This is a genomic window from Eubacterium ramulus, assembly GCF_003122485.1.
In the GTDB taxonomy this organism is placed as follows: Bacteria; Bacillota; Clostridia; order Lachnospirales; family Lachnospiraceae; genus Eubacterium_I; species Eubacterium_I ramulus_A.
This window is the reverse complement of sequence record NZ_JRFU01000154.1, coordinates 1-14,972: the sequence shown is the minus strand read 5'-3', so window position 1 is coordinate 14,972 and position 14,972 is coordinate 1. Positions and strand designations below refer to the sequence as shown.

Sequence of the window (14,972 nt, the reverse complement as noted above, 5' to 3'; positions counted from 1 at the left end):
TTTTTACATCGCCTCCTTACTGTGCACAGCCGCCGCTAAAATAATAGCCGTATGCATGACCGTTATAATCGAATTTGACGTTGCCGCCCTGCACATACCAGATACCATTTTCATTCTGAACGGCACCGTTATAATTGAAATTCACTTTTCCATCCTGCAGATACCACCAGCCAGCATCATTTTTTGCCAATCCAGTATAGTTAAAATCGACCACGCCATCGCGGATCATCCACCAGCCGTTTTTATTATTTGCAATGGTGTTCGCAGATGCGTCAAACACCCCGTTTTTCACATAGATCCATCCTGCATCCAGTGTGATCCCAATGGTATCTTTCACGACTTCTGTTTTCGTGGTCGTTACCACACCATTATCCGCCCAGAAGATCCCATTCTCGTTTGCGACCAGTCCGCTATAAGACAGGTCCGCTTTTCCATCCCGTAAAAACAGCCATCCTTTACTGCTGTTTTTTGCCGTTTCATTTTCCGATACCTGTAATCTTCCGTTAGAAAACTGATACCATCCGCCATCATCCAACTGGATCAGACCATTGGTGTCCTGTTTCCAGCCGCCCTTCATATGCCACCAGCCCTCCCAGTTTGGAACAAGCAGGGAACCGGTATTTTTCTGCACGATGCCCCGGTCGATATAGCCAAGTACACCGGTACTGCTTTTTGGCAGGACCAGTGACGGCATGGTTGCATCTGTTTTATCCGTATCATATACATACTGATCTTTATCATTAATGTCCTGTGACACCTCTTTCCAGGTCACGCTGGCTTCCTTGATCGTCGCTGCCTGTGCAGGCACCAACGAAGCTGCCATGGCGCACACCATCAGACCAGTAAAAAACAGCCTCTTTGCTCTCTGTCTCACGCTTTGTTCCTCCTTTGTTTTTTTCTCAAGTGCTTTCCTGTCTGCACACAGGCCATGCAGATACAGCCAAGGATCAGGCACACACCGATCCTCCGGCACCAAAGTTCCCTTTGGATATCCGGTGTGGAAGCATCCTCTATCGGTTGCTCCTCTCTCTTTTCGTCTCCACTTTCTGTTACAGTAAAAGATCCCTGTCCGCTTTCCGTCCGCACACAATACACCACGTACCGGGATGCCCCATGGGATCTATAAGGATGACAGGTGATCAGGGTGAGCATGTCACGTCCCTCCTGGATCTTTAACCTTTCACTGTCAGTCGGTGCGATCACCTCACAGGCTTCCACCTCATAGGTAAGCGTTTCCCATGGATTTTCCACAAAGACCGCATCCCCTGGTTGGAGCTTTTCGATCTCCTTAAAATACTTGCCGTTTTTCCACCCTCGGTGTGCCGCAATCACGCTGTTGGTATTTTCCCCGCCAATCGGCAGGGATGTTCCACCAAGCACTGCTGCACCAAGATTTAAATGCGCATCGGTCGCTCCCACATAGAGCAGCAGGGTACAGTCCATAGCAGGGATAGAAAGAATGCCGATCGGCTCCCTAGCATCCGGGAAAAAATCCGGAACCACCTTCACCGCTTCGGCATTCCGAAATGCAGCCTGCTCCGTCTCAAAAAGCGTCTCATTATAGGCTTTGCTCTGCTCTAATACCGTCTCCGTCCATACGGTATCCTCATTTTCCGCTTCCTGTTGCATGTCAGATATAGATACTTCCGATTGAAACTGCCGGATCACCTGCTCCTGTTGGTGTTTTGTCCGGACAGCACTCCAATCCGGATAGAAATACACGCCTGCACCAAGTGCTATGAGCAGGATGCCACACAGCAGCCGCGTTTTCATTGCTCCCTCACTTTCTGTCTGTGCCGACTTAAGATCCGAATCATGACACCTGCACCGCCTGCTATACCGAAACCAAGTAACAGGGCATTAAGGTAAGCATGCCTCCAGGTAGAACTAACCTTGTCCTCTGTCTCCTGTCCGCTTGCTATCTCATAGGTCCGCTCTCCGGTGACCACCAGCCGATGCGTATTGATGCCATAGGGCGTGCAGGTGACAAGGGACACCAGATCCCTGTCTTTTTCTGGTACCAGTGCCTGGGTATCTTCCGGCAGGATCACTGCCATGTCGCACACCTGATACGTCAGCGTCTCATCCAGCACGTGGATCAAAAACAGATCCCCGGTTTCAAGATCTGAAAGGTCACTGAACATCTGTGCCCGGTTCATGCCGGAATGTGCCGAGATCACCGGACGGTTCCCGGCGCCGCCAACTGGCAGCGCCGTACCTTCCATATGTCCGGCTCCCCGCTGTAACACTTCTGCTGAAGTCGTGTGATATACTGGCAGATATACATGAAGCTTTGGAATCTCCACAAAAGCGAAGATACCGGAGTCATCCAGTGCTAACTGGGAGGCATAGGGAAGCTCCGGTTTCTCCACGATCTGGGTTCCGGTAAAAGGATCGGACAGGGTTATGTGTGCTTCCGACAGCCACGCATTGTATGCAATGGCATTCTGCATAAGTTCCTCTGTCACATCCGACTGCTCTTTTGCTTCTGCCGCATAGACTGCTACACTGGACTGTGTATGAACCCGGTAACACCAGTCACTGATCCATGGATAGCCGACCAAGCCAATCCCACCAAGGATCAGCAGGATTGCTGCCACCCTTTTTTTCCATTTTTGTTTCATTTCTTCTTGAGATTGATGTGGAGTTCTCTTTTACGGGTAACAAGGTAACAACCGCCTGCCACTGCAACCACGCCAATGATCGTGACCAGATACAGTCCCTTACCGCCGGTCTGTGGTAATAAAAATCCTTTCGTGTTATTGACGGTCAGCAGGACTTTTGCGTTATCTTCTGTCATTGCCGCATCCTTTTTATCGACTGTTGCGGATGCCGGTTTGATCGCCCCTACATACAAATCAGTCTTTCCGATGGTCCGTCCATTTGCAACCTCACTATTAGGAGCTCCTGCTGCAACCTGAAGCAGTTCATCCAACTGGTTTGTGACCAGATTGCCATTTTCGTCATAAATTCCACCATGGTAATTTTTGACGATTTCAGCCGCAGCTTCGGCATCCATTCCGGTAACACCCGCGACGGAGGCGATTACATCCCGGTCTGTTGCGGTAATGTCTACTACGATCTGGTCTTTCAGCAAGTTGTAACCATCGTCCGTAGCTACTTCCGTCAACTGGTATTCATCTGCCTCTGTTCCATTGACCAGGATCTTTCCGGTCTCGGCATTCGGGATAAACGTGGTTGCTTTTGTTTCATTGGTTGTTTTTCCGGTCACATAATACACGCCATCTTCGGTTTCTGACGGTTCTGCCACAACATAGTACGCATCCGAAGCGTTATACAATTTGAACTGCACATTCTCGTAATGACCTTTTTTGTCTGAAAATGTCTTTGTGAGGTCTAATCCATAAGAGTACACATAATTTTTATCTTCCAGCATGTTATAGTAACCGTCCGATGTCCTGCTCCAGACCAGATTGACATCGTTTGGATTTCCTTCATCGCCCAAGACGACGGAATCATCCGAATGGACTGTTGCCGTATAATAAGCCACCATGTAATAATCTGATAATCCATCCAGATCATCTGCCCCCTCCGGGTTATTGGTTCCGGTTCCATTGATTACATTTAAACCGGCTTCCGTAAAAGAGAGTTTCAGGCATGTGGAACCGTCCGTCGTCACTGCTCCGGTATCCGGGTCCTGCACCGTCACATCGACATACTCCTGGGAATAATCCCCGGAAGAAAGGTTCCAGAGTAATACGGCATTCTTGGTATTATTCGCATTTGCGTCCTCAGAATTATCGTAAAATGCGATCTTCAGATCCCTGTTGTATGAAATGCCTTTAGACAAGGTATCTGTAAAGGTATATTCGCTGAGGAACGTTGCCTTGGAACTGATATGCGGTAATTTGGAAACTAAAATATAGTCCAGCACATCCCCTTCCGATGCGGTCGTTGTGTCCCGGTAAGCAAAATCTTCACTGCAACCTGCACCGCCTTTACCTGCAGTTACGCCATCCGCAGTATATCCTCCGCGGTTAGCCACATATTTTTCTGCATTGATATCTTCCGTATTCTTGGCATTGGTGTCCTTATTAAATACAACCAGGGAATCCGAATCATTACGTGAGATATAATCAGATCCGGTATGTACGGTCATGTTCTTATCTGTTTTGGATGCTACACCGGAAGCTTCTGAGATCGTATTGCTGTAAGCATTGCGGACACTCTTATCCAGTGTTGGGTTGCCGGTCTGATTTTTCGGATAAACGACCATATCATACAGCCAGGATTCCCCGCCGGACTCATGTGCCTGTGTGCCATCCGCACTTCCAGAATTGGTCACCCCATCTTCCGCATGGCTTCCATTACTCACATAGCTGACGCCGTCCTCACTGGTCTGGGCGCTGGTATTCGTAAATGGCAACTGCACGAACCATGGATTGACGGTCTCCACTACCTGCTCCGGAACCTCTGTCTCCACAAACAGGTATAAGCCAAGCTGCAGATCCTCCGCATGGGTATAGCCGTTCTTATCTGTCTTTGGAAGATTGACAACTCCTGCTTTTGTTTTCTGATCCGTTGTGGAATCTTCCGTACCATAATCATACAGGTAAGACTCCAGCGCATTTTTTGCTGCCACATTATCTTCTTTTAACAGAGCTTCCATGGCATCCGCAATCTTCTGGCTTGTCACATGGTAGACGCCGGTGTTATGGCAGGGATTTGCTTCCTTTTCGCCTGTCATGTCAACGTTATCTTTTCCTGTAAGTCCAAGGATCTTTGCCAGTTCTGTCGGAATCTCATAAACAAGCTCAATGGTCGTTCCGGTGCCCTCCTGCACACTGTGTGTCTCCACGTTTCCAACACGCAGGTAAGAAAACTGCACCCCTTCGATTGCATAATCCTTTAAGGCACTTTCCACTCTGCTGTCTGCTTCTCCGGTTGCCTTATAAGTCCCCGCCTTATAATCGCCTGCTGCCTCCGCCGCAGTAATGTCGTATTTATATATGGAGATAGATCCTGTTTTTGATTCATCGATGATATCCGCATTCAGCAAATCGTTCTTGGTTGCCGTATTATTGGTAGTCACAGCCGATGTTGCTGCATACACAGTCGATGATACCGGTGCCAATGCCAACAGACCTGCAACAGCAACGACACCCATGCGTTTTCCATGCTTTAAAAATTTGATATAGCTCATTCTCTCATCTGACGGATGATTCCGCCTGCTCCTTTCCGCTCTTGATTTTTCTCAAAAGTTGTTTCTTTTTCCGTATGGCCATACGCTTTCCCCTTGGGGGATCTGCAGAGTAGAGCATCCCATCATGCTGTCCCTCTATCTCTACCTGCTATTATTGATATACGTCGATTGCAAATTTGAGACAACTAAAAAAAGCAGGCAGCCTTCGCTACCTGCTAGTATTTATATACATCCAGAATATATATTTATTTCTGTCTAAAATGCTTGCTTATTTTTTATAATATATCACCTTCTACTTATAATTCATTTCTTTCAAATGTAAATTCAAATATTTTTTATAATCCCAATTTTGAGTCTGCATTTTCTTTAAAAATATTGGTGTTAATGCACAACCATTTCCATAAATTTCAAATTCATTTTTATGATTTAAAATTTTCCCAAAATTAACTCCTTTCCCCAAAATATTTTTCTTTATTTCTTCGTACCATTTTTCAAATTCTGTCACAGCTTTTGCATATTCTAATCCGCTTGTATAAAATTCACTTTGCAGTTGTTCTATTTTACATAAAACATTTTTCCGTTTTCTGTAAAAATAATTAAAAAAGTTTTCAATTACAAAGCTTGATTCTAAAGTATTTTGTATAAACTCAAAATACATTTTATCCAATTCCAGTGCTTTTTGAATTAATATTTTCTTCCTTTTTCCTGGACTAAAAAAAACTATTTCTTCAGTTAATTGTTCTATATCAAAAATGTCCTTTTCAAATATCTCACGATAGTCATAAAAAGCCGACACCAATTCAAAATCTGTACATAAAAATAATTGCTCTACCTTAGCATATAAATATTCTTTTTTACAATCGTTTTCCAATATGTCTTTTTTCTTATCTTCAGATAATTCTTCCCAAAACCATTCCTTATATTTTTCCGCACTATCATGATGAAATTCATAATATCGATTATAATTTCTTTTTAATATTTCCTTTTTCTTCTTATCACTATAATATTTATTGTTCTTAATTTCTTCTTGTGCCTGAAGTTTGTATGCATTTTCAGCATATTCTTTATAAGCACTTACTTTTATATCCTCTTGGTCATTTTCAAATATAGAAACAGTTGTTATCTCATTTAATTTTTTCACATATTCTCTTTGAATTTTAACTAATTGATATATATTTTCCTTTAATTGGATTCTATATTCAACCCAATAAATTAAAAAAGTAACGATTGCACTACCAAATATACCTGATGAAACCATCTCTATACAAGACTTCGTCACTTCGCCTGGTTGTTTAAGCAACCATTGATAAATATTTCCAATAACATCAAATCTAAAAATTCCTTTAAAAAATACATTCCTATTAACCCCTACAACGGCATCAAAAATTAATCCACATATAAAAAAATCATTTTTACATTCCACATATACCCAAAATGATACAATAATTGCTATAACAGCAAACCGCATCGCTCCCACTTTACTTTTCATCTTTAATATCCTCGCTAAACATTCATCTTACACCATATCTACACAAATTTAATTTCTGAAGTCCCCATCTTACAATATTTCTATTTTTCAGGTTATACATCTGGTTTCTTAATTACTTTAACAATTTTTTCACTATTCACAAAAAAAAAGAATACTTTGCCTATTCACAAAGTATTCTCATCAGCCTATTCATTCATTTATTGTTGAGGAAATTGTTGAATCTTTTATCTTATTATTATCCCCAATAGACACACTACGATCGTTGTATATTATCACTTGAATATGCTTTATTATCTCATTTAGTTCTTCCTCATTTTTACTGTCCGTATCTATGTCTAATTCGTCTAAATTTCCAAACTCTTTTTCAAGATAACATAGAATATCTAATAGAATACTTTCAACTTTGGAAAAAATATTTAAAATCTGTGGCATATTCAATTCTACACTTGCCGATGTAATTATCATATGTAAATCATTATTACACATAGCTATATATGGATAAAAGTCAGCCGAAATACCTCGTGCTAAAAATTTCTCCTCACCATTATCAGCCACCATACATTTTAACGCTTGAATTCCTTGTGTTATATCAGTAATCAAAATAGATTTTTTCGTTTCATCAGGCATATCTCCTAATGGTAGTGGCACATGCTTATATATCATATGCGCAGCCATAGAACCTTTAAAATACGAACCATATAATTGCCCACCTATTTTTCTGTATTCCGGAACTTCATCATCTTTTGTATATCCTTCTATTTCACAATTTATCCATTTAAGAACTTCCTCATTATCCAAGTCCTGCAAAAGTACCTTTGTTCTTTTTAGTGCTGTTTGCGTATCAATAGCCCCATTGGCAAGATCTTTAATTATTTTACTTTTCGCCATTAAAACCACCCCTCTATCCAACTAATTATATTATCCCAAAAATGGAACAATAGGACTATACCAGCTCCTAATGAAATTAAAAAGCTACATATTACTGGATGTTTTTCATACAATGTTTTCTTACTATTCGACTTTTGGGGCGAATTATTATTTATCGTTTCTGCAATATTTGAATTTTTAATTGTATTATTATTTCCAATTTTAATACCCATCTTTTATCACCTTCCAATACTCTTATAAAAATATTATACTTTTTTTATACTAATCAATCAACGATAATTTTCATCTTATTGAATATTTCTTTATAATATATAAGTCATCACAATAAACCTACATCAAAAATAAACTATGCAAAAAGGAATGTACAATTATCAATCATACATTCCTCTACTTACATTATAATCACTCTGTAATTATTCTTCACTTTTACCAGAATCCATGCATCAAGATACTAAGAGCTGCCGTTCTTACATGCAACTGCTTATTCGCCAGTGGCGCATACATTTTCAGCTTCACACTGCCGATCATCTGCCGTTCCTCTTTATGATAAGTATACTGCAGCGCATCTGCCGGTATTTCATAACGACCATCTTCTCCTTCTGCCGGGACAAATACATCTGATTTTGTCTCATACTCCAACTTCATCAGCTTTCCGGAATAAAGAATCTTTTCCATCAGATTGCGCCGCTCTATCGTTACCGGCTTTAAAGTCAATACACCCGTTCCGTCCTGGCTCACGTTCAAAACAGCCGGATGCTCAAATCCCCGGTCTGCCATGGAAAACGGACTATCATCCTTTGATTGTTCCGTTTTCTGGATGACAAACGCAACCGGATAATCTCCAAGCACCATATATTCCACGATATCCTTAAATTACAGAGTACCCCTGCTGTCGATCTGGTCGTACATACTGTTTTTCTGTACCATATCCGCTATTTTTTCCAACATTTTCGCCTTAAAGTCAGGTGTCAATGCCACTACCATGTTTTGGGCGCTGTCATGTTTATCCTGTTCGGAACACTCCGGCAAGTATTGCCCAAACCATTTCTGAAGCAGTACGCTCTCTTCCTCATATCGTTTTGCCAGTTCTTTCCCTTGATCCGTCAGTGTCAGTTTCCCCTCATCTTTTATGATATCCATCTGCTTTAACACTGCCAGATGCCGGCTCATTGTGGACTTTGCCACCGCAAACTCTTTCTATGTAATTACACAATAAGTATTTTATAATTGTTCTGTAATTATTTTTTCTATGGATGTTGATAACATGTTTTTCCGTCAGCATCCACTGTGACATATCCGGCAATTCCATGAATCTGATATTGCTTTAGTCCTTCGATCTGCTCCATCCGGTCGATGATCACGATGCGGCGCACCTGCCCTGTAATGCTCTCATAACGTTCTTTACTTGCAAGAAGGGCAAGTTGTGATTCCTCCCCTTCCATGACTTCTAAAATCTCATAAATACATCCATCTGCAAAAAATGCCAATAACATGAATGGGAACTCCCTGCTGTCGATCGCCACCGGGTCCTGTGCCTGCATCCGCTTCTTAAAATCCAGAAACACCCAGAATGCCTGCTGCTTTTTTTGAAGCTGTGTAAGGTGTCCTTTATACTGCTGCATATCAGCATAGACATTCTCACTGCCATGGATCTTCGGTGTTTTATAATAGGTCGCATCCAAAAACCGCGCATCCTGCAAGTAAATTCCTTCCTCCGGCTCACAGATCTCGCCTGTCTGTACCATCTGATGCAGTAGGTAGCCGACCTGCTCCTGCTTATTGTCTGCAAAATATTCCAGAAACTGCCGCTTACTTACCCGTCCCACTGTAACCAGTAGGGAGTTGATCTCCTTTCGCAAGTCATGCTTCTCTTTTCTTTCCTGGAACTCCACCTGTTCCCCCTGAAGGTTTATTGCTGCCTGCATCACGCTCCTCCCATCTGTACATACATCTGCTCCAGGTCCTTCCGGTCGGTCGTGATCAGTTGGTGTTCCAGTGCACTTGAACGGAACCAGACCGAGATGTTGTTCCCACCGGTACATAATAGTCCATGCCCCCGCTCAAAATGCAGGATCTCTTTATACTCTTCTGCCGAAAGGGACAACAGCTTTTGCACTGCCTGTGCCTCATCCCGCTCCAGGTTTAATACGATTTTGGTTTTGCAGTTATTGATGATACCTTTTCCGTATTTTCCATCTTCCAGTGAGAAAAAGTCGTTCAGATCCTGTGTTGCGGCAATCGCTGCCCCGCCATAACCGCGAATGATTTTGAAAATTTCCAGAACGATCTCCGCTGCCTTGGCATTTGACTTCGAACCGATCAGCTCCCAAATCTCATCCACAATGATCGCCTTTTTCTTCGTTCGGTTCTCCTTCGCACGCGCATACACATACTCTAATACCGTATACATCAGCGCGGTCAGAAATTCCCCCTGAATGTCCGAAATATCAAAGACCATGTACTCACTTTCCCTGATATTGGTCTGCTGGTTTAAGGATGCAAACGAACCATGCACGAACCGGTTCAGCATCAGGCACAGACGCTTGGTGCCCTCCGGCATTTCCTTTAATACATCGTAAAGGTCTGAAAGTACCGGCATCTTCTTATATGTCCCTGCCGCCACATCATAAAGGGATGCATTGTCATGGATAATGCCGTATTTTTCGTAGGTCAGGATCAGTGCTTCATCCAGGATCTGATCTTCCTCTGCCGTCATGGTCGGGATCAGCAGGGAAAAGAACACATGCAGGCTCTGTATTTTAAGGGCAAGCTCCGATGCTTCCCTTCCGGCTCCATCGATCACATGGTTTGCAGAATCATCTTTTTTCCGGATCTCCATAACATTGATGCAGGCGGACCCGCCTGGGGAAAATTTGACATAGGTGCCATTCATATTGTCGCAGAGCCTTTTATATTCATGTCCTTTATCCGGAGCAATGATAAACGTCTGGATCTTCTTCTCCCGGAACCGTTTGGCAAGAAGCTGGATCGTATACGTCTTTCCGGCTCCGCTGGTTCCCATGATCGCAATATTGGCATTCTTATAACTGGAGGTATTAAAAAAGTCAGCCATGCATAGGGAGCCATTCAGCTCATTGCTCCCAAGAATGATGCCATCCGGATCACTCATTTCATAACTTGAAAACGGGTAACATGCTGCCAGACCTTCTGTTAAGATGTTCCGTTTTGCGCGGGAAAAGATCTTCCGGTCACAGCGCGCCAGCGGCAGATAGGAATGGAATGCCCGCACCTGCTCATAGTCACAGGGGGATAGTAAAATTTCCATGGATTTCAGGTAATCGATGTATGCCTGTGCCTTTTGGCGCATCGCTTCCAGGGAAGGTGCCGAAATCGTAACGATCAGCGCAAAATAGTAAAAATCATTGGTGTTGGCTCCACCCGATAAGCCATTTTTCAGGTAGTACCCGGAAGCAATGCGGTCGCTTAATTCGTCATATTCTGCCGTAGACTGGTCCATCCCCTTGATGCTGGAGCCTTTCCAGCGCAGGCGCCGTCCGATCCGCTCAATGTATCTGCTTCTGTCTTTTTTCTCCGCAAACAGATCTACATCCACCCCGTCCCCGGCATTGATGATACAGGCGGTCCAGCCAGCCCCTACATGTGCCGGGATGGAATCCGCGCGCACATAATAGGTCTGATAGTAGGTATCGTCCATCTGCAGGTAGTCACTGTGCCTAAAATCCAGCCGCTTCGGGGTAACATATTCTTTCACCGGGATCTGTTTTGTCCCTGCTTCCCCATAATTCAGATCATAATACCGGTACACATCGGACACCCGTTTAGGAAAATCAACGGAACTGTTCCTTGTCCGGTTGAGCAGGTCGAAAAAAATCTTTGCGGTTTCCTCTGTCGTGCTCCCAAGGATTGCCACCCGGTTCCCGCAGTTTTGCAAATAGGTCAACACCCGGTCACGCATCCGGCACAGCACCCGCTCTATTTCTTCCTCGGTCTGCATCCGAAGTTCCTGCTTTGATGCCTCAAATGCAAGGAAAAACCGTCTGGAGATTGCTTCATTTTGTCCCAGGTCAATGAGCAGCTTCCTGCTGTCCTCCATCATGGCTCTGCACTTTTCATCCGGCTCACATGCGATATTTTCATTCAGACGTTGTAAGTAACTGGAAATATCCGTCTTTTTTGCCAACACCTTGATCTGGAAATTATCCGGTGCGATCCGCAAGAATTTCTCAAAATCGTAGATTACCTGTTCCTGTTCTTCCCTGCTCTTTAACAAAAAGTTGATTGGTAAGACTTCCAGAACTTTCACATACCGCCCATCGTCCGTATAAATGGTCCCGTTTTTAATCTTCTTGATCGGCAGGAAATCAACCGCCAGCGTTGTCGGAAGTGGTAACTGGTCTGCCTTTGCATCCGGTGTCTTTCTTTCTGCTTTCGGTACGGACATTTTTTCTGCATGGATCATCCGCAGACGCTGTGCCGCACTCATATTCAAAAAATCATCTGGCTCCTGCCCTGTCCTATCGGTACTGCTCTCAAACGTCCGGCTTTTTCGCATACGTTCCAGTTCCCGATAGATTTTTTTCTCGTGCCGTAACTGTTTCATTTTCATCTGTGTCTGCCCTTTCTGCAGCCACTTTTTTTCATCCGGCGTGCTTTTGCCTTCTCCCGCTGCATTTTCTGGTATTCCTTGCGTACCAGGAGCTGTTCCCGATGGATCTTGACGCTGCTGCCCGGTGCCTCATACAAGCCCCGGTCTTTCACCGTCTGAAAAAAATCCTGCAAAAACGAAAACAGGCTCAACTCATGGATGCCTTTTAGCGCCAGCACCGCCAATGGGAGCAGGATAAAAATGGCAAGATACATCCGTACCTTAAACGGGAACGGCAGCAATCGGAAGATCACGCTTCCCGCTGCGCCGACCAGGATGATGGCTTGTACCATGCTGCTCCAGGTGATTTTTCCATACACATATCCTTCCTTCGCAAAATTGTAGGGAATCATATATTGTTTCAACGTATTCCTCCTTCCTGTGGTAAAAGCGGCAAGAATCAATCTCACCGCTTTTGAAAAATGGAAAGTACAGTAATCGCATGCCTTGCGATCACATAGAAAGATATACGTCAAAACGTCAGGATCGGAAACTTCGTTTTCTCACAAGCACCAGGCAAACGGCACAGGCCATGCCAATCCCGGCAGGGAGCAGCCACTTTCTGGTGACCTGTTTTTCCGGAACAATATCTTTCATCGCATCCCCACTTTCTTCTGTCCTGGTCTGCTCGGATGTTTCTGCTTTTTTGTCCGATTCCTGTGTTCCCCCGGAAGATGCCAGAATCTGGTCGATCACATCCGTCTGTCCCGTAACCGCTTCATAGGGCAGTTCCATTTTCTGGTTTGCCACATACCGGTATGCATCCATCTCCTGTGCCGCTTTGCAGACCAGCTCCGTTCCGGCGGTATCCTGTTCTCCAACCAGTAACGCGATCTCCGGCTTCTGCATGGCATTTCGGTCAACCGTAAAATACTTTGGGTAATAGACAGTGACCGGCTCCTGCTTCTCATCGTATGCATTGATCTCTGTGATCTCATAGGTTCCAGCATCCAGATCAACCGTCTTTTCTGACGCTCCCACAGAGGTTACGGTATAATCCTCCTGCCGGTAAGTCACCGTATCACCATAATACACATCCAGTACCGCATGCAGCGTGATCTGCACCGTTCCGGAAAATTTCTCCTGTCCGGAAAACACAATCTTACTGGTGACTGCTTTCGGTGCTTCTGACCGGCCGACAGCAAACACATATACCGGCTCTGTCTGTTCTTCTCCAGTCACCGAAAATGTCTCCGGGGAGCACGAATAACGGTAGTCAAAATACAGGTTGTCGTTAAACCGGATAGCAGACAGCCGGTAAGTCCCAACCGGCATCTGTGCGGTAATGGCATGGTTTTTATACTCCCTGCTTGCTACGGTTACCTCTTCCCCCGTATCCTGTTCTTCAAACACCAGTTCCATCGTCTGCCCGTCCAACGACAGATCCACAAAGCACTGAATTTGCACTGTTCCCATCACTTTTTCCTGCCCGGCAGCAAATACCGGAAACGGGAACAGTAGTGCCAAAATGAGCAGACTCATCTCACATAATTTTCTCATGTATCCTCTTCCTTCCTGTCCATCCATGCCGTTTGTGACATGGTGTTTTTCCTGTAACCAAAAAATCCAGACATCTACACAGTGGTATTTATTTACGTTATGCTATTCTGTCAGGAGACAATAGAACGTATCACAGCCATAACCGTACCTTTTTTTGTCTCCTTCCAAAGCCACTAAAGAAATATCTGGAATTTTCTGATCACAAAATGCCTTGATTTTCCAATCGATTCCTTTTCTTTCATTCAGATCATTCCTGAAACCAAATCCGACAATCCTGCAATCATACCTCTGGCGGTCCACAGCCCTCATAGGCTCTGCACATAGGTTTATACCACTGCTTCCAGACCGTCCGAACCGGAACGCAGAAAAACTCTGCCCCGTTCTCCCCCGACTCTAACCAAAACAGGAAACGTGCCTGCTGCCAATGGTTTCTTCCCGCCACCGTTCTGAAGGTTTCCGTATTTTCATGGGGCGCATTTCCCATAGCTTCCTCTGTAACTGGTTCACTCTGATTCCTTCCGCCTGCTGCCTGCTCCATATCCTGTCCCAGATCATCCAGATATGGGTAGAACGGATTCATTGGTGTAAGTTTCTGCCCATTCCCTTTAAAATGTGCTGTCCGGGCAAAACGCCTGATATGCTCCGGAAGGTGCTGCTCATCCCAGATATCGTGTTTTGCGATCTCCACCGCAAGGATTGCCGTTTCCGGATCAGGCAGAACCGGATCTTGTACCACATTCCCCCGTCTGGAAAAATGCCGGCTGCAATATCCGGGCAACACAAGCAGCATGCCCTGTGATTCCAGACATGCGGGATGTGTCTCATAGATGCCCAGTAAGCCATCCGACACAAAAGTGCCAAGTCTTCGCGACACCGTAGACTTAGAGCAGTTCCAGCGCACCGCCAGATCATCCAGATGCACTCTGGGATCTAAGATCTTTTCATTTTCCATACATTCCTTGTACACTTTTTGGTTCAGTTCCAAGTGTACTACCGGCATTAATACACTACCTGCCGTATAGGGATCACACACGGTTCCATGAAACCACAGGTCCAGGAACATATCCATCGGGCTCAAGTGTCTGTCCGGCTCATCCAATCGTAATAACTTTGAAATTGCTGTAATGGGGAATAATATGAATCCTGATTCCGCATAGAACAATCTCTGCATGGACGAAAGCTCCTTTTTCGGATTTATGAAAATACAGCTCCAGTCCAGCCAGATCCACACCTGCCCCTGTTGCACCTTATAGGTCAGAACCTTCATCTTCTGCATTTCTTTTAAGATGTGCAGAGCATCTTCG

At 44.4% G+C, this 14,972-nt stretch carries 14 protein-coding genes; all 14 read right to left on the bottom strand.

The annotated features are described in order from the left end of the window. Nucleotides 1–16: 16 nt before the first annotated feature. Nucleotides 17–874, bottom strand: coding sequence for a hypothetical protein (locus tag LG34_RS13420; RefSeq protein ID WP_109216520.1), 858 nt, complete (start codon nt 872–874; stop codon nt 17–19). Further along, nucleotides 871–1,773, bottom strand: coding sequence for a class C sortase (locus LG34_RS13415; protein WP_109216519.1), 903 nt, complete (start codon nt 1,771–1,773; stop codon nt 871–873). Before LG34_RS13415 ends, LG34_RS13420 begins: the two co-directional genes overlap by 4 nt. After that, nucleotides 1,770–2,624 carry a class C sortase gene (locus LG34_RS13410; RefSeq protein WP_109216518.1) on the bottom strand — a complete coding sequence of 285 codons (855 nt, stop codon included), beginning with the start codon at nt 2,622–2,624 and terminating at the stop codon, nt 1,770–1,772. Before LG34_RS13410 ends, LG34_RS13415 begins: the two co-directional genes overlap by 4 nt. Continuing rightward, nucleotides 2,621–5,164 (bottom strand): SpaA isopeptide-forming pilin-related protein, encoded by a 2,544-nt coding sequence (locus LG34_RS13405; protein WP_109216517.1) that lies wholly within the window; start codon nt 5,162–5,164, stop codon nt 2,621–2,623. The genes LG34_RS13410 and LG34_RS13405 overlap by 4 nt, the downstream gene beginning before the upstream one ends. A gap of 292 nt (nt 5,165–5,456) precedes the next feature. After that, the gene (locus tag LG34_RS13400) at nt 5,457–6,653 is read right to left on the bottom strand and encodes a hypothetical protein (RefSeq protein ID WP_109216516.1); all 1,197 of its coding nucleotides are present in this window, start codon (nt 6,651–6,653) and stop codon (nt 5,457–5,459) included. Nucleotides 6,654–6,842: 189 nt separating this feature from the next. Further along, nucleotides 6,843–7,541: a hypothetical protein gene (locus LG34_RS13395; protein ID WP_109216515.1), complete on the bottom strand. Its 699-nt coding sequence runs from the start codon at nt 7,539–7,541 to the stop codon at nt 6,843–6,845. Further along, nucleotides 7,541–7,753: a hypothetical protein gene (locus LG34_RS13390; protein WP_109216514.1), complete on the bottom strand. Its 213-nt coding sequence runs from the start codon at nt 7,751–7,753 to the stop codon at nt 7,541–7,543. The genes LG34_RS13395 and LG34_RS13390 overlap by 1 nt, the downstream gene beginning before the upstream one ends. A 214-nt stretch (nt 7,754–7,967) precedes the next feature. Further along, on the bottom strand, nt 7,968–8,402 hold the full coding sequence (locus LG34_RS13385) for a hypothetical protein (RefSeq protein WP_146190236.1): 435 nt from the start codon (nt 8,400–8,402) through the stop codon (nt 7,968–7,970). Between the two features lie 12 nt (nt 8,403–8,414). After that, nucleotides 8,415–8,726, bottom strand: a complete 312-nt coding sequence (locus tag LG34_RS13380) for a hypothetical protein (protein ID WP_146190235.1) — start codon at nt 8,724–8,726, stop codon at nt 8,415–8,417. Between the two features lie 62 nt (nt 8,727–8,788). Further along, on the bottom strand, nt 8,789–9,466 hold the full coding sequence (locus LG34_RS13375) for a DUF5697 family protein (RefSeq protein ID WP_109216511.1): 678 nt from the start codon (nt 9,464–9,466) through the stop codon (nt 8,789–8,791). Continuing rightward, nucleotides 9,466–12,129, bottom strand: coding sequence for a VirB4 family type IV secretion system protein (locus LG34_RS13370; RefSeq protein WP_109216510.1), 2,664 nt, complete (start codon nt 12,127–12,129; stop codon nt 9,466–9,468). Before LG34_RS13370 ends, LG34_RS13375 begins: the two co-directional genes overlap by 1 nt. Continuing rightward, nucleotides 12,126–12,533: a hypothetical protein gene (locus LG34_RS13365; RefSeq protein WP_146190233.1), complete on the bottom strand. Its 408-nt coding sequence runs from the start codon at nt 12,531–12,533 to the stop codon at nt 12,126–12,128. The genes LG34_RS13370 and LG34_RS13365 overlap by 4 nt, the downstream gene beginning before the upstream one ends. A gap of 115 nt (nt 12,534–12,648) precedes the next feature. After that, nucleotides 12,649–13,668 carry a hypothetical protein gene (locus tag LG34_RS13360; protein WP_146190232.1) on the bottom strand — a complete coding sequence of 340 codons (1,020 nt, stop codon included), beginning with the start codon at nt 13,666–13,668 and terminating at the stop codon, nt 12,649–12,651. Nucleotides 13,669–13,948: 280 nt separating this feature from the next. After that, nucleotides 13,949–14,972: hypothetical protein (locus LG34_RS16805; RefSeq protein WP_431602619.1), on the bottom strand; the 1,024-nt coding region annotated here is incomplete at its 5' end.